The organism is Streptomyces sp. NPDC006544, from assembly GCF_040611715.1.
Taxonomy (GTDB): domain Bacteria; phylum Actinomycetota; class Actinomycetes; order Streptomycetales; family Streptomycetaceae; genus Streptomyces.
Window position 1 is genome coordinate 1 of record NZ_JBEXOV010000125.1, and the last position, 18326, is coordinate 18326.

Below are 18326 nucleotides of genomic sequence, written 5' to 3' on the forward strand. Positions count from 1 at the left end.
CGGCGCCATCCCGCCGAGGAGCGGTTCCACCGCCCCCTCACGCTCCTGCCGGGCACCCCGGAGCTGGAGCGCTACCGGTCCTCCCGGCTGATCTCGACGCGTTCGGCCGCATCCGGGACGTGGTGCACGAGGCCGTCGAGGGACTGGGCGCCGAGCAGTTGGACGCGCGCATCGACCCGGGCGCCAACTCGATCACCTGGCTGGTCTGGCACCTGACCCGGATCCAGGACGACCACGTGGCGGACGCGGCCGGCTGGGAGCAGGTCTGGCATGCGGGGGGATGGGACGAGCGCTTCGCCCTGCCGCTGCCCCCCGGGTCGACCGGGTACGGGCAGACCGCCGACCAGGTGGGCTCGGTGCGGGTCGGCTCCGGGGATCTGCTGCTGGGCTACTACGACGCCGTCCACGAGCAGACCGAGCGGTTCCTGCGGGGGCTGCACGCCGCCGACCTGGACCGGGTGGTCGACGAGCGGTGGGATCCGCCGGTGACCCTGGGGGTGCGGCTGGTGAGCGTGATCGGCGACGACCTCCAGCACGCGGGGCAGGCCGCCTTCGTCCGGGGCGTGCTGACGAGGGGCCGCTGATGGCGGCGGGGAAGGCGTTCCTGCTGGCCCTGCTCCTGCTGTGCGGCGGACCGGCGGGACCGGCGTCCGCCGACGACGAGGGCCGCGGGCCGGTGGTGGAGACCGATCGCGGCGCGGTGCGGGGGCGGGAGGCGTCCGGCGTCCGCACCTTCGAGGGCATCCCCTACGCCGCGCCGCCGACCGGACCGCTGCGCTGGCGGCTCCCGGAGCCCGCCGCGCGCTGGGACGGCGTACGGGACGCGGGCGCGCCCGGGGCCCGCTGCGTCCAGCTGCCGGCGGTGGGTCCGGGCGGGCCGAGCGGTTCGGAGGACTGCCTGTTCCTGAACGTCACCGTCCCCGGCCCGACCGCCCCGTACGCCACCGCCCCGTACGCCACCGCCGCGCAGGCCGGCGGCGCCGCGGGCGCGGGCGGGCAGGCCCGCCCGGGCGGTGAGGGGGCCCGGCCGCGCCCGGTCATGGTCTGGTTCCACGGCGGCGGTTTCATGAACGGCGCCGGCGACCTCTACCGGCCCGGGCGGCTGGCTTCGCAGGGCGGCGCCGTGATCGTCACGGTCAACTACCGGCTGGGGATCTTCGGCCTGCTCGGTCATCCGGCGCTGGGCGGCGCCCCCGATCTCGCGCTCGCCGACCAGCAGGCGGCGCTGCGCTGGGTGCGGGCGAACGCCGCCCGCTTCGGCGGCGACCCGGGGAACGTCACCGTGTTCGGCGAGTCGGCGGGCGGCCTCAGCGCCTGCCTGCACCTCACCTCCCCGGCTTCGGCAGGACTCTTCCACCGGGCGATCGTGCAGAGCGGATCCTGCTCCCTCGTCGTGCCGCCCCGGTCGTGGCTGCCCACCACGGGCGCCTACGAGCCCTTCGTGCCGGAGGACCGCACGGTGGCCGCGGGGCTCGACGCGGCGGCCCGGCTCGGCTGCGGCGGCCCCTCGCCCGCGGGCGCGCTGGAGTGCCTGCGCGGCCTGGACGCCGGGGCGTTGGCGACGCCCGAGCTCATGCTGCGCTTCTCCTCCGTGTCCTACGGCACCGCCCTGCTGCCCACCGAGCCCCGACGGGCCCTGGAGCGCGGGGAGTTCCACCGCGTTCCGGTGATGCAGGGATCGACCCACGACGAGATGCGGATCTTCCTCGGACAGACCCTGGCCGCGTACCCGGTTCCCGACGGGCGGGCCTACCGGTCCCGGTTGCGGGACGCGTTCGGAGCGCAGGCGGCCCGTGTCGAGGCCGCCTACCCGGTGACCGCGTACGCGACGCCCGCGACGGCCTTCGCCGCCGTGCTGTCGGACGGCTCGTTCGTGTGCCCGCAGCTGCGGGACAGCCGTGCGCTGGCGCGGCACGTGCCGTCGTACGACTACCGGTTCGACGACCGGGACGCGCCGAACTACACCGGGCTGCCGGACGTGACGGGGCTCCCCTACGGGGCCTCGCACGGTTTCGAACTGCCCTCCCTCTTCGACACCGGCCTGCCGCTGAGCGCTGCGCAGCGGGCGCTGTCGGAGCGAATGATCGGCTACTGGACCCGCTTCGCGGCGGCCGGGGACCCCGACGCGCCCGGTTCGGCGCACCGCTGGCCGCGCTCCCCCGCCGTCCTGTCCCTCGCGCCGGCTCCGGCGGGGATCCGTACCGTGGACGCGTCGGCCGAACACCACTGCGCCCTGTGGGACTCGGTGCCCCCCGCATGACAGGCGCCGCGCGCCACAGCTCCCTCGACCGAAAGGCGGACCCCGTGACCGGTTTGCTCGACATCCTTCAGCCGTTCGTGGACGACAGGACCCTGCCGGGAGCGGTGGCCCTGGTGGACCGGGGCGACGGCGAAGAGCCGGAGGTGGCAGCGGTAGGGCACGCGGACGCCGACGGCACGGCCCCGATGGTCCGGGACTCGATCTTCCGGATCGCCTCGCTCACCAAACCGGTCACGGCCGCTGCGGTCATGATGCTGGTGGAGGACGGCCGGTTCGCGCTCGCCGACGCTGTCGCGCCCTGGCTGCCGGAGATCGCCGCGCCCATGGTCGTACGGACGCCCGCGAGCCCGGTCGACGACGTGGTCCCGGCCGCGCGGCCGGTGACCGTGGCCGACCTGATGACCTTCCGTGCCGGGTGGGGTTTCCCCTCGGACTTCTCCCTCCCGGCGGTCGGTCCGCTGTTCGCCGAGCTGAGGCAGGGGCCGCCGCAGCCGCAGGCCGTCGCGGCGCCGGACGAGTGGATGGCCGCGCTGGGGCGCATCCCGATGCTGCACCAGCCGGGCGAGGCCTGGCTGTACAACACCTGCGCGGACGTGCTGGGGGTGCTGATCTCGCGGGTGGCCGGGTGCTCGCTCGCGGAGTTCCTGGCGGAACGGATCTTCGAACCGCTGGGGATGGCCGACACCGGTTTCACCGTGCCGGCGGGACAGCTGGGCCGCTTCACGCACTTCTACCGCCGCGTAGCGGACGGTGGCCTCGAGCTCGTCGACGCGCCCGACGGTCAGTGGAGCGCGATGCCCGCCTTCCCGTCCGGCACGGGCGGCCTGGTCTCCACGGCGGACGACTACTTCCGCTTCACCCGGATGCTGCTCGACGGGGGCGGCCCGCTGCTCCGCGCGGACTCGGTGCGGCGGATGACCACCGACTGGCTGACGCCCGCCCAGCGGGCGGGCGCCGCACTGTTCCTGGAGGGCCAGGGCTGGGGCTTCGGCGGCTCGGTCGACGTCACGCCGACCGACCCGTGGAACGTACCGGGCCGCTACGGCTGGGTCGGCGGCACCGGCACGGCCGCGCACATCGTCCCGTCCACGGGTCTCACCACCATCGTGCTGACCCAGCTGGAGCTGGCCGGCCCCTCCCCCCTGCCGGAAACGATGCGCGCGGTCTGGGCGTACGCCGCCTCGTAGACCGTGCGGGCCCCGGCGGGCCGGGCGGCCCGGGGCGGTCTGTCGTGACGCGCTTTCACGGGCCACACTGGTGGTGCCGGGCGGAACACCGTGTACGCGGAGGTGGTGGGGCGTTGTCGGGAGCGACGGAGAACACGCGAAAGCCCGGGGATCCGGGGGAGCTTGAAAAGGCCGGGGAGCGGTCCGGTCCGGTCGTGAGGCCGGCGGTGTGGGAGACGTACGGGCCGGCCGACCTCAGCTCGGTGCCGGTGTTCGCCGGAGGGTTCATCAACTTCGGCTACTGGAAGTCCGTCGACCTCGGACAGCCGTTGTCGCAGGACGACCGGATCCGCAGTGAGCGGGACCTGTACCGCAGCGTGCTCGACGCGGCCGCCCCGCGGGGCGGCCGGGCCGTGGAGATCGGCTGCGGTCTCGGCCTCGGGTGCGCGCTCGCCCTCGAGGAGTACGGGCCGACGCGGATCACCGGGGTGGACATCCATCCCCAGCAGCTCCAGCGGGCGCGGGAGGCGAACGCCGGGCTCCTCGCGGCGCAGCCGGACCGGCTGCGCTTCGCGCTGGGGGCCGCGGAGAGCCTGCCGCTCGGCGACGTGGAGTACGACTGTCTGTACAGCGTCGAGGCGGCCCAGCACTTCCCGGACCTGTCGGCCTTCGCCCGGGAGGCGGCCAGGGTGCTGCGACCCGGCGGGCGGGTGGCGGTCGCCAGCTTCTTCACCGTCGACGACGCCCCCGCCCACGCCGATCGGCTGGCGGAACTGCTCGACTCGTTCGCCAGCGGCCTGGACATCGCCCGGCCCGTTTCCCGGCTCGTCGACGCCCTGGCCGAAGCCGGGCTCGTCGACGTACGGGCGACCTCGATCGGGCCGCAGGTCTGGCCCGGCTGGGACCGGTGGCTCGCCCGGCTCTGGGAGCCGGGCACCTGGCCCCGGAACTTCCTGACCGCCTGGGAGCAGCAGATCCTGGACTACTACCTGGTCACCGCCATCCGGCCGTAGCCGGGCGCCCGGGCAGGGGGGCGGACGGGGCGGCAGGCCGGCGGTCCGTCACAGCGACGTGCCGGCCGCCTTGTCCATGAACTTCTGCAGCGCGGCCAGTTGCTCGGCCAACGCACCCGCGAAGTCGCCTCCGGTCTTCTTCAAGTCGGCGCCCCCTCCACGTACCGGCTGGTCGCGATCCCTCCCACGCGGGCGGAGCCCGGCCCGCCGACCAGGCCGCCGCTAGTGGTTCTCGGTCGGCTGGAGGTCGCGGGGAATCAGGACCCATGTGGTCGCCGCGGCGGCCACGGCCAGGGCGCCCGCCAGCAGGAAGGCCGGGGTGATCGCGAGGGTGTAGGCCTGCGACGCCGCGTCGAGCAGGGACTGGCCGACACTGCCGCCGAGGCGCTCCGCGGTGTGGGCCGCCTCGCCCACCGAGTCCCGTACGGCGCTCAGCGTGGACGTGTCCAGGTCGAGGGCCGGGAGGTTGCCGCGGTAGAGGGCGGCGGCGGTGGAGCCGAGGATCGCGACGCCCATGGCCGAGCCCAGTTCGTAGCAGGTCTCCTCTATCGCGGCCGCGCTGGAGACCTCGTCCGCGGGGGCCGTGGAGATGAGCGTCACCGAGGCGACGGTGGTGGCGACGCCCGCGCCCAGGCCCATGACGGTCAGGGCGGCGGCGAATGCGGGATAACCCAGCTCGGCGAACTGCTGGAGGGTCCAGGGCAGGGCCATGCCCGCCGCGAGGACGACGAGAGCGCCGCCGAGGACGTGGCGGATCGCGCAGCGCTGCATGAGGGTCGGGGCGACCATCGAGCCGCAGATCAGCGCGAGCGGGGCGGGCAGCAGGCGCAGGCCCGCCTCCAGCGGGGTGTAGCCCTGGCCGTACTGGAACCACTGGGTGACCAGGAAGAGGACCGCGCCCATCCCGACCATGGGCAGGAAGATCGCGGTGGCGGCCACGCTGAAGGCGGGCTTGGCGAACAGCCGGACCTGGAGCAGCGGGCTGTCCAGACGCAGCTGCCGGCGTACGAACACGGTCAGCGAGATCGCGGCGAGCACGAGCAGGGCCCACGGCAGCGGATCGGCGATGCCGCTCTTGCCGAGCTGCTTGATGCCTCCCGCGAGGGCGAGCATGCCGACGATCGACTGGCCGACGCCCCACCAGTCCCATGCGCCGGTGGCGCGCGGCGATCGGGACTCGGGCAGGTAGCGCAGTCCGGCCGCGACGATGACGGCGGTGACGGGCAGGTTCAGGAGGAAGGCGGAGTGCCAGCCGTAGTCCTGGACGAGCAGACCGCCGACGACCGGGCCGAAGGCCATGCCCCCGCCGAATACGGCCGCCCAGACGGCGAGCGCGAAGGCGCGTTCCTTGGCGTCGGTGAAGACGCTGCGCAGGATCGACAGGGTGGACGGCATGATCGCCGCGCCGCCGACGCCCAGGAGGGCGCGGGCCGCGATGACGTGCCAGGCCTCGGTGGAGAAGACGGCGAGGAGCGAGGCGGCCGCGAAGATGCCGAAGCCGGCCATCAGCAGCCGTTTGCGGCCCCAGCGGTCGCCGAGGGCGCCGGCGGTGACGAGCAGGCCGGAGAGGACGAGCGCGTAGACGTCGATGATCCACAGCTGCTGGACGGCGCCCGGCTGGAGGTCGCCGACGAGCGAGGGGAACGCCACGTTGAGGATCGTGGTGTCCATGGAGATGAGCAGGAGGCTGCCGGAGAGGATCGCGAGCACGATCCAGCGGCGCGGGTCCTGCGTGGGGGTGCGCATGGGGGGTCCGTTCACGGTTGTACGCGGGCGCGAGGAGGTCACGCGGCGGGGGACGGGCCGGTTCCGCCGAGGAAGGAGGCGAGGACGAGCCGGCCGATGTCCCGGCGGGCGAGGTGGCCGTCGCGCACGCCTTCGGCGGCGGCATCGAGGAGGCCCCAGAGCGAGTACCAGATCCAGTAGGGGGGAAGGTCCGCGCGCAGCCGTCCGAGGCGCTGGCCGAGGGTCAGGAAGGCGAGTGCCCGCTGGTCCTGGCGCTGGATGCCGGCCCGGAACCCGGGGTCCGCGAGCACGGTGGCGTCCCGCGCGGTGAACCCGTAGAGGTGCGCGGCGGGCAGCAGGCCGGTGACGAGCCGCTCCAGTGCGGCGTCGAAGGCCGCCGCGTCGGCGGTGTCGGGCAGGTCGGCCGACGCCAGGCAGCCGTCGACCACGTCGATCGCCCGGGCGGCCACGGCTTTGAGCAGGGCCTCGCGGGTCGCGTAGCGACGGCTGAGCGTGGCGCGGCTCGTGCCGATGCCGGCCGCGATGTGTGCCAGGGACGCGCTGTGGTCGCCGGCGAGGACGCGGGCGGCGCCGTCCAGAAGCTCTTCTTCATGCATCATGTGATCCTCCTTCGTATCAAACGATACAAATTTGTCTCACATGAAGCAAATCTGTCCTCCGTCGGCTGCCCGTAGGCTGATTCGGTGAAGACGGACGAGAACAAGAACGGGAACGGGAACGGGAACGAGCTCGAGGGCGCCGGAGCGACCCGCTCCGCGGTGGCCGCCGCGGCGAAGTACGAGAAGTGGAAGGAGAACGGCGTCCTGCTGCGGGCGTTCTTCTACATCGCCGGCACGCACCTGTTCGCCGGATTCGTCTGGCTGCTGTTCCTGCTCGGCGAGCACGCGGAGAAGTAGCCGGGCCGGGCGGGCGCGGCCGGGAAGCGGCCGACCGCCCGGGAGCCGGGCCGCCCGGTCCAGGTCTCACCGACCCGCGGCGCCCGGCGGGATCCGGACGGAGGCGCTAACCCCGCTCCTCCGGGCCCGTACGGGCGCGCGCGCCCGAACGGGTGCGGCCGGGGGTCTGCGCCCGGCCGGGGTGGCGGCGCACGTATTCGCGCTCCAGCTCGCCCATCCGCTGCGTATGGGTGACCAGCGCGTCGTCCGACCCGTGCAGCAGAGTCTCATGGCGCGTGCGGTGGATGGCCTCGAGCTCCTTCATCAGGCGCCCCTCTTCCAGCTCGCTCACCGACGGCCCGGCCTCGCGCGCCTCGTGCTCCGCCATGGCAGGTCACCTCTTCCCCGGCCGGGCCGGGCCCCTTGCCCGGTCACGCTCCTCCCATCATCGCGGAGAACGGGCGATAGACACTGTCTACCCGCCACTGGTAGACAGTGTCCATGGATCAGTTCACCGGGCTGCGCGAGCGGCTGATCGACGTCGGCGTGGAGCTCGTCACCACCGAGGGGACCACGGCCCTCGGCCTCCGGGAGATCGCCCGGCGGGCCGGGGTCTCCCACGGGGCGCCCCGGCGGTACTTCCCCACCCATCAGGCGCTCCTGTCCGCCATCGCCCGGCGCGGGTTCGAGGACCTCGGCTCCCGCTTCCCGGCCGCCCTGTCGGCGGCTCGGCACGGCTCGGCCCCGGCCTCACGGACGGGCCCGGAGCTCCCGGCGGGTGCCGGGGAGGACGACCCGCGCGAGCAACTGCGGGCGCTGGGACGCGCGTACGTCGGCTACGCACTGGAGAACCGCGGCATGTTCGAGCTGATGTTCCGCCACGACCTCCTGGACAGCACCGGACAGGACGGGCCCGCGGGGGCCCGGCTGCGGGATTCCACGCTGCCGATGTTCGAGCTGCTCGTCTCGCTCGTGGACCGGTGCGGGAACGCCGCCGCTCCGCGGACCACCGCCGCCGCCCTGTGGGCCGGTCTGCACGGCGTGGCGCAGCTGTGGGCCTGGGGCAGTCTGCCGCTCGTCCTCGGCGTGGACCCGGGTGCCTCCGCCGGCCACGTCGTCGACGCCACACTCGACGCCCACCTGCGGCCGTGAAGCCGCCCGCACCGCCGTCCGTGCGGCCCCGGCTGGCGCTCCTGGTCAGCGCCGCGGGCGCCATGCTCGTCGCGCTCGACGGGACGGTGCTGCTCATGGCGCAGCCCGGCCTGCGCAGGGGTCTGGGGGCGAGCCTGGCCGAAGTGCAGTGGACCAGCACGGCCTATCTGCTGGCCGTGGCCGCCTTCCTGGTCGTCGCCGGCCGCCTCGGCGACCGGTACGGGCACGCGCGGCTCCTGTTCACCGGGGTACTCGGCTTCGCCGCGACCTCGGCGGGGATCGCGCTCGCGCCCGGGGTCTCCTGGGTGATCGCCCTGCGCGCGGCGCAGGGGATCTTCGGGGCGCTGCTGCAGCCGGCGACCCTCGCCCTGCTGCGGCTCGCGTACCCGCCCGACCGGCTCGGTGGTCCGGTCGCGGTCCGGACCTCGGCGATCGGGCTGGCCGCGGCGGCGGGGCCGCTCCTCGGCGGCGTGCTGGTGGAACACTTCGGCTGGCGTGCGGTGTTCGTGGCGAACGTGCCCGCCGCCCTGCTGATCGCCGCCGCGACCGCGTTCGTACGGCTCCCCGCGACGCCGCGTACGGAGCCCGGGAGGATCCCGGCGGCCGGGGCGGCGCTGCTCGTCGCGGCGCTCGCGGTGTTCGTGCACGCGCTGACCGGTGCGGCCGACCACGGCTGGGCGGGGCCGGGCACCCTGGCCGGGTTCGCCGGGGCGGCCGCGCTCGGGGCGCTGCTCGTCCTGTCGGAGCGGCGGTCCGCGCAGCCCCTGGTCCCGCGCGCGGTGGCGCGCTCCGTCCCGGTGGCCGCGTCGATGGCGCTGCTGGCCCTGGTCTCGGCCGCACTGTTCGGCGCCCTCTTCGGGGCGAGCTTCGCACTCCAGGACACGACGGGTCTCGCCCCGCTCGCGACCGCGCTGCGCGTGCTGCCGTTGACCGTCGCCATGGTCGTCGGCTCGCCGGTGGCGGGGGCCGCGCTGCGCCGGTTCGGGGCGCGCGGGACGGCGGTCGCGGGGACCGGGCTGGTGACGCTCGGGATCGCCGGACTGGATCCGGGGTGGGGCTTCGGCGTGCTGGGCGCGGGCTTCGCCGCGGTGATGGTGACGGCCACCGGGACGGTGGTCGGCGACGCCCCGGCCGGGTACGCGGGGGTGGTGGGCGGGCTCAAGCAGACGGCGATGAACGTCGGACCGGCCTTCGGGATCGCGGTGGCCGCGGGAACGGGAGCTTCGGGTACGGGGACTTCGGCCGCCGCCCTGGCCGCACTGGCCGCCGTAGGACTGCTGCCCGCGTCACGGCTGCCCGGCCGCGGCGCGCCCGGGCGGGCAGCCGCGGGCCACCGCGTCGGCGAAGGCGCGGGCGAGCGGCGAGAGGGCGGACCAGCGCCGGACGGCCCACCCGACCGCGAGCGGCGGCAGGGCGGGGATCGGCACCAGGCGCAGGGGCCCGTCCGAGCCGGGGACCTGCCAGCCGGGCAGCGCGGGGACGACGGCGTGGCCGAGGCCCAGTTCGGCAAGGAGGAGGGCGGTGTCCCAGTCGGCGGCACTGGTGTCGGAGGTGATCCGTAGGCCGGCCTCGGCGAGGGCCGCGTCGAGGTGGGCGCGGGAGCTGGAGTTCTCGGGCAGCCGGATGTGGCGGACGGCGGCGAGGTCGGCGGGCTCCAGGCGGGGGCGGGCCGCGAGGGGGTCGTCGGCGCCGACGGCGAGGACCCAGGGCAGGCTCATGACGGGCCGTTGCTCGATGCCGCGCACGGGGTCGCCGATGGTGATCCAGGCGAGGTCGAGACCGTCCGCGGCGAGGGCTTCGAAACAGCTGCGGCTGGAGTTCTCGGTCTGGAACTCCAGGCTCACCCGGGGGTGTTCGCGGCGGAAGGCGACGACGGCCTCGGCCATGAAGTGCCGGACGGTGGTGGCGCCGGTGGTGACGCGGACCGATCCGCCGTCGCCCCGTACGAGGGTCTCGACGCGGCGTAGCGCACCGTCGAGTCCCGCGATGCCGTCGGCGGCGGCCGCCCGGAGGATCCGGCCGGCCTCGGTGGGCGAGACGCCGCGCGGATGGCGGGCCAGGAGGACGGCGCCGGTCTCCTTCTCCAGGCGGCGGATGTGCTGGCTGACGGCGGACTGGGTGCGGCCGAGTTCGCGGGCGACGGCGCTGAGGCTGCCGGCCCGGCACACGGCGACGAACACACGGAGGTCCTCGAGGGTCACAACCCCCAAGGTAATGCTCGGGGGTTACGAGAATAAGGGAGGATTGACTTGGGTTTCGGGCTGCCCGAAGATCGGCTCACGGCCCAGGGCGGCAACCCGGACCCGCCTTCGCGAGGGCGGCGACGGGTGCCGACCCGCCGCCGCCCGACCCGACGCCCGACCCGACGCCCAGCCCACCGCGCCGGCCGCCGGCCGGGGTCAGCCCACCACCGCCCTCTCGTCGAGGAGTTCGCCGATGACGCGGCGGGCGATGGACGCCATGGCCGGGTTCGTGTCGCGGTAGTAGCCGAGCTCGCCGAGTGCGATGGAAAGGGCCCAGCCCCGCCCTCGCGTCCACATCGCGTCATCGGCGTCCACGGCGGACCGGAAGGCGGTTCGCGCGGCGGCGGGGAGCACGTACCAGGCCGCGATCAGGTCCACGGCGGGGTCACCGAGACCCGCACAGCCGAAGTCGATGACGGCGCTCAGCCGTCCGTCGCTCAGCAGTACGTTCCCCGGTTGCAGGTCCGCGTGGATCCAGACGGGCGGCCCGGCCCATTCCGGGGCCCGCAGCGCCGTTTCCCACAGGGCGGTCGCCGCGTCGAGGTCCACCTCCGACGTGCCCTGTGCGCCGTACCGCTCGGACGCGTCCGACGCCTCGGACACGTCGGACCCGCTGCCCGTCTCGGCGGCGCCCGCGCTCGCGCCCGCGCCCAGCTCCGCGATCGCCGCGCGGGTGACGGCGTCCCGCGCCGCCAGCGTCTCGCTCCGGTAGGAGGGCGGTCCCTCCGCCGGGTCGATCCTCCGCAGCGCGGAGACGAACCGGGCCAGATCCTCGGCCAGCGGGCCCGGTTCGGCGATCTGCCCGGCCGCAGGATTCCTCCCGGCCAGCCAGCGGTAGACGGACCACGGCCAGGGGTAGCCCTCGGCGGGCTCCCCCTGGCCCAGGGGCGCGGGAATCGCCACCGGAAGCGGCGGGGCGAGCCTCGGCAGCCACCGGTGTTCGGTCGCCACGTCTCCGGCCGCCCCCTCCGTGCGCGGCAGCCGTACGGCCATGTCCTCGCCCAGCCGGTACATGGCGTTGGAGGTGCCGACGGAGTCGACGTGTGCGACGGGCAGATGGGCCCACTGCGGGAACTGTCCGGCGATCAGCCGGCGTACGAGAGCGGTGTCGATGTCCGGTTCACCGGCATGCATCTTGCCAGCGGGCATGATCACCTTCCTGAAGGGGTCGTTCGAGGCCGGGGGTGTCCACGGTATCTCCCCTGGCCGGGCCGGGCCGGTACGGACCGGACCGGCTCGTACCGGAGCCGCCCGACGCGTCGCACACGGGGCGGAACTCCGGTTGTGGTCAAGCCCGTTGCGGACGGGCCCGTGTCCGCGGGCGGCCCGTTGCGCATGCCGGGCGAGCCGGCCCGGCAGGGGAAGCCGGGCCGGCTCGGCGGCGGAATCGGGCGCGCGGGATCGGCGCGTGGGGATCGGGGCCCGAAGATCAGCGCCTGGGGATCACGGCGTGGGGATCACGGCGTGAACGTCCAGCGCTGGGCCGGCGTGGTGGCGCAGGCGACCCGGGTGAGTCCGGTGCCGTTGGTGGTGGCGGAGCCGGCCGGCGTCAGGCATTGCCCGGCGTTGCGCAAGCTCCCGTCGGGCCCGGTCTGCCAAGTCTGGCCTGAACTGCCGTCGCAGGTCCGGACGGCGACGGCCGTGGCCGTGGCCGCGTCCAGGCAGACTCCGTTCAGGCCGGTCAGGCGGCCGTCACCCTGGAGGGTCCAGCGCTGGTTGGGTCCCCCGTGGCAGCTGTAGAGGGTGGGCCGGGTACCCGGGGTGCTGGCGCTCCCCGGAAGGTCCAGGCACGTGGTGGACGCCCCGTTGACCAGGGTCGCGGCGGCCGGCAGCGGAGTGGACCGGCCGGTGAGGGTGATCTCGGCGGCGCTGCTCCAGGGGCCGCGTCCGCCGGCCTCGGTCAGCGACTTCAGGCGGAGGTAGCGGCCTGCCTTCGCGGCCAGGGAGACGGACTTGAGGACCGCTGTGTCGGCGAAGGTGCCCGTGGCCACTGGGGACCCCCAGTCGGTGGTGGTGTCCGAGACGTACACCTCGTAGCCGCCGATCCGGCCGTTGACCCCGCCGTCCTGGCGGGGCAGGTAGCCCAGGCCGTCCACGGTGTAGCGGGCGCCGAGGTCGATCTGGATCTCGTGCGGCAGCGGGGCCGGGGTGCCGCCGGACCAGGCGGTGTGCCAGATGGATCCCGGGTTGCCGTCGAAGGCGTTGCGGGCGGCGCCGTTCTCACCGCCGGTCTCCTGGCTGTCGGCGGAGACCAGGGTCCAGGCCGACTGCGGGACGGGGCTGGAGGCGGCCGGGACGGGCTCGGCCGACGGGACGGAGGTGCCGGTGGCCGAGACGCTGAACGCGCCCGCCTTCGTACCCGTCTTGGTCCACAGGATGCCGCCCCGGTCCGCGGCGTCGAAGAACCAACCCGTGGCCGCGGCGTCGTAGGCGGCCTTGGAGGTGAGCCGGGTGAGCGCGGCGCCGTCGACGGCGACCGCACCGGGCGCGGTGGCCACGTGGAGGGTGAACTCGTAGCCGCGCGAGGCCTGCTTGCCCGTGTAGTTGCCGGCCGGGGCGCCGACGGAGACGGTGACCGCGCCCGAGCCGGTCGCGGGGGCGGTGACGTCCACCCGCTGGCGGGCGAAGGCGCCCGACTGGTAGGCGCGGGTGATGCCGTCGTCCTCGTAGAGGCTGAAGGAGGAGTTGCCGCGCGGGTGGATGTCGTAGGTGAGGGTGGAGAGGGGCTTCTCCCCCGTGTAGTTCATCTGCGGCCACATCGGGACGACGGCGCCTCCCTTGACGAAGAGCGGAAGCGTGTCGAGCGGCGCCTGGTAGCCGTTGAGCCAGCCCGGTCCGGCGTAGGTCCTGCCCGTCCAGTAGTCCGTCCACGTGCCGGCGGGCAGGTAGATGCCGTCCCGCACGGTGGTGTCGGAGACGACCGGGGCGACGAGGAAGGAGTCCCCGGCCATGAACTGGCCGCTCGTCAGGTTGCCGCGTGCCACCGGGTCTTCGGGATATTCGAGGACCATCGCACGGGTGCTCGGGACGCCGGTCTCGTGGGCGGTCCGGCTCATCGTGTACAGGTACGGCATGAGCCGCATCTTCAGCTGGAGGTACTTGCGGTTGATGGAGAGGTACGGCTCCGCGAACCGCCAGGGCTGCTTGTCCTGATAGCCGGCGCCCGGGCCGGTCGCACCCCAGCCGGACATGGTCATGAAGGCCGGGGTGAAGGCCTTCCACTGCAGGTCGCGGGCGTAGGTCTTGGGGCTTCCGGCGAAGATGCCGTCGACGTCGCCGGAGGCGTAGTTGAGGCCGGAGAGGCCGGCTCCGGCGATGGCGGGGACGTGCCAGCGCATGTCGTCCCAGGTCCCGTTGGTGTCCCCGGTCCAGACGACGGCGTTGCGCTGGGTGCCGGCCCAGCCGTCGACGGTCCAGACGTAGCGGCGGGCGTCGGAGTTCTTCTCGATGCCGTCGACTGCCTGCTTCACCCCGTTGAAGGCGGCTTGGTAGCCGCCGCCGATCCAGGCGACGTCGGTCTTCACCCCGCGGGAACCCGCCTTGCCCACCTCGTCGTTGATGGAACCGAGGCCGGTCGAGGTCCACAGACCGGTCTGGAAGCCCTTGGCCTTGAGGGCGTCGACCGTGGACTTCAGGGGCGCGGTGTAGCCGCAGCCGTAGCCGTCGTTCGGCAGGAACCAGCCCGAGGGCATGTCGGCGGCGCGGGCATCGGTGGCGTAGCCGACGACGTCCGGGGTCGTCTGGTGGCGCAGCCGGCCGTGGTCGCCCTGGTAGTCCGGGTTGGAGGCGTTGAAACAGTCCGCGTTGCCCAGCTCGAAGCCCCACGCGGGTGCCATGAAGGGTTTGCCGCTGACGTCGGTGTAGGCGTCGAGGACCGTCTTGAGCGAATCACCGGTGAAGTACCAGGCGTCGAAGCGGCTCTCGTTGTGGGTGAGGGTGGTGGGCGCGTTGAACCCGTACGAACCCGGCGCCCACGTGTTGCGCATCACGCCGTAGCCGTTGGTCGACATGTAGAAGGGGGCGGGGCTGGCGTTGTTGTTCTCGCGCCACTTGTTGTCCACGGCGACCGGAACCGTCTTGCCGCGCAGCGCCCATTCGCCGAGGCGCAGGCCCGTTCCGTAGAACTGCTCGTCCGCGCCGCGCGCGAGGTACTGGGTGGTCTGGCTGCCGGTCCAGGAGGTGGGCTGCGACTCCTGCCAGACGAGGGTGGAGTTGTCGGCCCGGTAGACCGAGAACTGCAGCGGGGACTTGTTGACGCGGACCGACAGGGATCCGGTGGTGATGCGGTAGTAGGTGCCCGCGTCGGTCCAACTGGTGCTCACGGGACCGAAGTCGGTGGTGGGGGCGAGATCGGTGCCGGCGGGGTCGTGGGTGAAGGCGCCGTCGGGTGAGAGCCAGAGTCGGAAGATGTCGGCGCGGGCGACGACGACGCGCGCCTTGGCACCGCTGGAGGTGGTGGCGGTGAAGGTGTTTCCGGACTGGGTGAAGCCCGTGACGTTGCCCGCGGTGGAGGCGGCCGCCGCTCCGCTGTCCGCGGCGGCCGCCGTCGGTGAGGCGATCGGTCCGGCGGCGGCCAGGCCGGCCACGGTGAGGGCGGCGGCGAGCAGCGCGGCAGCGGGGGCGCGCCGCCGCCGCGGGCTCCTGCGGATGCTGATGAGTCTCATGGGGCGGCTCCTCGTGCGGTCCGGATCGCGGACACACCTTTTGGCATGCACCGGGCAACATAGCGCTCCGAGGGCTCCGATTGAAGGAAGTTGCTCGAAATGACTTTGCATCGAGCATCTTTGAACATGCGTCGCGCGATGACTCAGCAGGTGGCGGCGACGATCTCCTCCCTGAGAGCCGGGGCCAGCGCCGGATTCGCCGCCACGTGCGGAGCGAGCTCCTCGTCCTCCAAGAGCTCCGCGATCCGGAGCGCGGGCAGGTTCGGGTGCCGCGCCAGGGCGGCCCGGACGGCCGGATTCGGGATGGTTCTGCGCGAGGGTGACCCGTACGCCCTGGTCCGCATCGGCGGCGAGCAGCGCGACGAGATCCGGCGGCAGGTGGTGGTCGGCGGCCGCGCGGCGGCGCAGCAGGGGGTGCCCGGAGAGGGCGGCGGGTTCCGCCGGCGGGGACGGTGCGGGGTGGAAGCCGAACGAACCGCCCGCGGGAACCACGTAGTCGATCGCCGCCCGCTCGGACTCGGTGAGCGCCGGGTGGACGGACAGGGCGAGCCGGACCTCGGGATCGGGATCGGACGCCAGCGCCGCGCGCTCGGCGGGACCGAGGTCGGGGCGGCCGGCCACCTGCACGCGGACCTTCGGGTCGGGATCGCCGGCCAGCAGGACCACCGCGGCGGGCGGCAGGCCGGAATTGAACGCGATCATGCCCCTTGTCCTCCTTGCCCACCGGTGCGGTGAGGACGGAGTCGATGACGGCGCGGCTCAGGGCGCCGTACATCAGCAGGTGGGTGCGTGCGTGGCACGCATGGTCCGGCAGCTCCTGCTCCACCCAGCTCGGGTCCTCGTACCGGGCGTGCCCGGAGGCGCTCTCGCACACCCGCGGGTCGGGATCGGCCAGCAGCGCGGCGCGGACATCGGCCGCCCATGCGGACCACGAGCCCACGCCCACCCGGCGGAGCTCCGCCTCGGGGTGGGTCGGCATGCGGTCACGGAGCCCGGGGGACGTCTGCCGGAAGAGGCCCCCCAGAAGCTCGTTCTCGTACGTGGTCAACATGTGGACGACGGCCTCGTCGGGCAGCGGCCGGGGCCATGGCACCGGGTGGGCGGCGGGCCCCTCGGCGAGGCGGCCCCGCACCAGCCACTCGGGGTCGTCCACCAGCCGGGCCCGCTGCGCGGGATCGGCGTGCGGACTGGAGGCGAAGACGGCGCGCGCCCGCGCCGGTCGGGGTGGGACACCACCGCGTCGACGACCGGTTCCGGCAGGTCCCGGTCGCCGCACAGCGCCATCAGCGCGGCCGGCGGGCCGTCGGCGAGGATCCGCAGCAGGGGGCGGTCCGGAGCCGCCGGATTCACCGCCAGGCCCGCCAGCCGCCGCTCCGCCGGGGTCGCTTCGTTCCAGATCTTCTCGCGCATCCCCATCCGGCCGAGGCTACGGGAGGCGGTGCGCGGCGCCTCAGCCGAAGCGGACCGGGAGGTACTTGACTCCGTTGATGAAGTCGGAGCGCAGCCGGCGGACCTCGCCGGTGAGGGCGACGTCGGGGTGGTGGCGCAGGAGTTCGCGGACGAGTGCCTTGATCTGGACGCGGGCGAGGCCCGCGCCGAGGCAGAAGTGGGGGCCTCCCCCACCGAAGGTGAGGTGGTCGTTCGGGGTCCGGCGGATGTCGAAGGCGAAGGGGTCGGCGAAGACGTCCTCGTCACGGTTGGCGGAGGTGTAGTACGTGACCACCTTCTGGCCCTCGGCGACGGGCTGCCCGCGCAGCACGGTGTCGCGCGTCGCGGTGCGGCGGAAGTTGTGGATGGAGCCGCCCCAGCGCAGGAACTCCTCCGTCGCCGAGTTCCACAGGGATTCGTCCTCGGGGGCCGCGGCCAGTTCGGCGCGCGCCGCCGGGTGCTCGATCAGGGCCAGCAGGGTGGCGGAGAGCAGGTTGCGGGTGGTCTCGTTGCCCGCGACGCACAGCAGCACGAAGAACATGTTGACCTCGTCCTGCGTCAACCGCTCCCCGCCGACCTCGGCGTGGACCAGCGCGGAGAGGATGTCCTCGCGGGGGCGGGCCCGCCGTTCCTCGGCCAGTGCGTCGCAGTAGGCGTAGATCTCGGCGGCCGCGAGGTCGCTGTCGTGCTTGCCCGCCGAGAGCTCCGGGTCCTGGCTCCCGGCCATCCGGTTGCTCCAGTCGAAGATCAGCCGCTCGTCCCCCTCCGGTACGCCGACCATCTCGCAGATGGTCTGGATGGGCAGCCAGGCGGCCACGTCGGCGACGAAGTCCATGTCCCGGCCCGGGGTCACCGCGCTCGCCACCAGGGAGACGGCCCGCTCCTGGATCCGGGCCGCGAGGCGGCGTACGACCCGGGGTGTGAAGCCCGCGCTGACCAGGGAGCGGTAGCGGGAGTGGCGCGGCGCGTCCATGCCCAGGAGGACCAGGCGCAGGGTCTCCAGGGACTCGGGGTTCTGGTCGCGGATCATGAACGAGCCGAGTTCGGTGGACCAGAGTCGATCTCGGCGGCCAGTTCCTCGGCGATCCGCTCCTTCCAGACCTCCAGCAGCGCGAGGAGGAGGCCCTCCTTGCCGCCGAAGTGGCTGTAGAGCGCGCCCGTGGTGCGACCGGCGGCGTCCGCGACGGCCTCGGCGGAGACGGCGTGGAACCCCTTGCGCGCGAAGAGCTCGGCGGCCGCCTCGATGAGGCGGGAGCGGGTCTCGGACTTGCGCTGCGCCTGGGGGGTGCGGGGCGCCTGCGGCGTGCCGCGTGGTGCCGGCGTGGGGTCGGGTGCCACCCGGGCCTCCGGAGCTCGACGTTATATCGGCCTGCCGATATAACGTGCGCCTCCGCTGACGGACTGTCAATCTCCGTGCACCGGTGAGGCATTACCGGCCGACCGCTCGACGGCTCGACCGCCCGTCTCCCGTATGACCCGCGCGGGCCTCTGGGGCCGGGGTCAAGGCGTCCATGCCGTACGGAACCGCTACGGGTCCGAGGTCATGCGGTTCCTCGGCGACCTGCTCGTCCACCAGCGTCACCAGGCACTACATGGCTTCGGTCATCGGCGAGGTCGTGCCGTAGCGGTGGCCGCCTCCGCCCCTGGCCCCCGCGCCGGCCGCGGCCGCCCCCCCCCCGCCCCGCGCCCCCCCCCCGCCGCCCCGCCCCCCCCCCCCACCCCGGCCCCCGCGGGGGGGTGCCCGGGACCCCCCGGCTAGGGAGCCCGGGCCCCCCCCCC

The 18326-nt window shown here is 74.1% G+C and carries 15 protein-coding genes and 1 pseudogene; 7 read left to right on the top strand and 9 right to left on the bottom strand.

Translation table 11 applies throughout. From position 1 onward, the window contains the following. The first annotated feature begins 110 nt into the window (after positions 1 to 110). From ABZY44_RS33855 to ABZY44_RS33870, 4 genes are all read left to right on the top strand, one after another. Entirely contained in the window at positions 111 to 584 is a 474-nt protein-coding gene (locus tag ABZY44_RS33855; protein ID WP_356660692.1) for a DUF664 domain-containing protein, read from the top strand. Next, on the top strand, positions 584 to 2260 hold the full coding sequence (locus ABZY44_RS33860; protein ID WP_356660666.1) for a carboxylesterase family protein: 1677 nt from the start codon (positions 584 to 586) through the stop codon (positions 2258 to 2260). Before ABZY44_RS33855 ends, ABZY44_RS33860 begins: the two co-directional genes overlap by 1 nt. Further along, positions 2257 to 3447, top strand: coding sequence for a serine hydrolase domain-containing protein (locus ABZY44_RS33865; protein ID WP_356660668.1), 1191 nt, complete (start codon positions 2257 to 2259; stop codon positions 3445 to 3447). Before ABZY44_RS33860 ends, ABZY44_RS33865 begins: the two co-directional genes overlap by 4 nt. A 194-nt stretch (positions 3448 to 3641) precedes the next feature. Next, positions 3642 to 4439: a class I SAM-dependent methyltransferase gene (locus tag ABZY44_RS33870; RefSeq protein ID WP_356660670.1), complete on the top strand. Its 798-nt coding sequence runs from the start codon at positions 3642 to 3644 to the stop codon at positions 4437 to 4439. Between the two features lie 222 nt (positions 4440 to 4661). Here ABZY44_RS33870 and ABZY44_RS33875 read toward each other — a convergent pair whose 3' ends face one another. Both ABZY44_RS33875 and ABZY44_RS33880 read right to left on the bottom strand, forming a co-directional pair. Further along, positions 4662 to 6185, bottom strand: coding sequence for an MFS transporter (locus tag ABZY44_RS33875; protein WP_356660672.1), 1524 nt, complete (start codon positions 6183 to 6185; stop codon positions 4662 to 4664). 38 nt (positions 6186 to 6223) lie between these two features. Next, complete coding sequence (locus tag ABZY44_RS33880; protein ID WP_356660674.1) at positions 6224 to 6784, bottom strand: TetR family transcriptional regulator; 561 nt, start codon at positions 6782 to 6784, stop codon at positions 6224 to 6226. Positions 6785 to 6943: 159 nt separating this feature from the next. On the opposite strand from ABZY44_RS33880, the gene ABZY44_RS33885 reads away from it, so the two are divergent. Beyond that, positions 6944 to 7081 (top strand): DUF6126 family protein, encoded by a 138-nt coding sequence (locus ABZY44_RS33885; RefSeq protein ID WP_356660694.1) that lies wholly within the window; start codon positions 6944 to 6946, stop codon positions 7079 to 7081. A 106-nt stretch (positions 7082 to 7187) separates the two neighbouring features. Here ABZY44_RS33885 and ABZY44_RS33890 read toward each other — a convergent pair whose 3' ends face one another. Then, on the bottom strand, positions 7188 to 7448 hold the full coding sequence (locus ABZY44_RS33890) for a DUF6158 family protein (protein WP_356660676.1): 261 nt from the start codon (positions 7446 to 7448) through the stop codon (positions 7188 to 7190). Positions 7449 to 7561: 113 nt separating this feature from the next. On the opposite strand from ABZY44_RS33890, the gene ABZY44_RS33895 reads away from it, so the two are divergent. Together ABZY44_RS33895 and ABZY44_RS33900 are read left to right on the top strand one after the other, a co-directional pair. Further along, entirely contained in the window at positions 7562 to 8212 is a 651-nt protein-coding gene (locus tag ABZY44_RS33895; RefSeq protein ID WP_356660678.1) for a TetR/AcrR family transcriptional regulator, read from the top strand. Positions 8213 to 8274: 62 nt separating this feature from the next. Beyond that, positions 8275 to 9396 (top strand): annotated as a pseudogene (locus ABZY44_RS33900) (MFS transporter); the annotation flags it as partial. A 102-nt stretch (positions 9397 to 9498) separates the two neighbouring features. On the opposite strand, the gene ABZY44_RS33905 reads toward ABZY44_RS33900, so the two are convergent. The 6 genes from ABZY44_RS33905 to ABZY44_RS33930 all read right to left on the bottom strand — a co-directional run bounded on the left by ABZY44_RS33905 (position 9499) and on the right by ABZY44_RS33930 (position 17885). Further along, entirely contained in the window at positions 9499 to 10413 is a 915-nt protein-coding gene (locus tag ABZY44_RS33905) for a LysR family transcriptional regulator (protein WP_356660680.1), read from the bottom strand. A 198-nt stretch (positions 10414 to 10611) separates the two neighbouring features. Next, complete coding sequence (locus ABZY44_RS33910) at positions 10612 to 11604, bottom strand: aminoglycoside phosphotransferase family protein (RefSeq protein WP_356660682.1); 993 nt, start codon at positions 11602 to 11604, stop codon at positions 10612 to 10614. 308 nt (positions 11605 to 11912) lie between these two features. Continuing rightward, positions 11913 to 15821 (bottom strand): TIM-barrel domain-containing protein, encoded by a 3909-nt coding sequence (locus ABZY44_RS33915; RefSeq protein ID WP_356660684.1) that lies wholly within the window; start codon positions 15819 to 15821, stop codon positions 11913 to 11915. Between the two features lie 342 nt (positions 15822 to 16163). Continuing rightward, a complete protein-coding gene (locus tag ABZY44_RS33920; RefSeq protein WP_356660686.1) occupies positions 16164 to 16535 on the bottom strand; it encodes a hypothetical protein in 372 nt (123 codons plus the stop codon). Between the two features lie 34 nt (positions 16536 to 16569). After that, positions 16570 to 17577 (bottom strand): cytochrome P450, encoded by a 1008-nt coding sequence (locus ABZY44_RS33925; RefSeq protein ID WP_356660688.1) that lies wholly within the window; start codon positions 17575 to 17577, stop codon positions 16570 to 16572. Beyond that, on the bottom strand, positions 17574 to 17885 hold the full coding sequence (locus tag ABZY44_RS33930) for a TetR/AcrR family transcriptional regulator (RefSeq protein WP_356660690.1): 312 nt from the start codon (positions 17883 to 17885) through the stop codon (positions 17574 to 17576). The genes ABZY44_RS33925 and ABZY44_RS33930 overlap by 4 nt, the downstream gene beginning before the upstream one ends. Positions 17886 to 18326 lie beyond the last annotated feature (441 nt).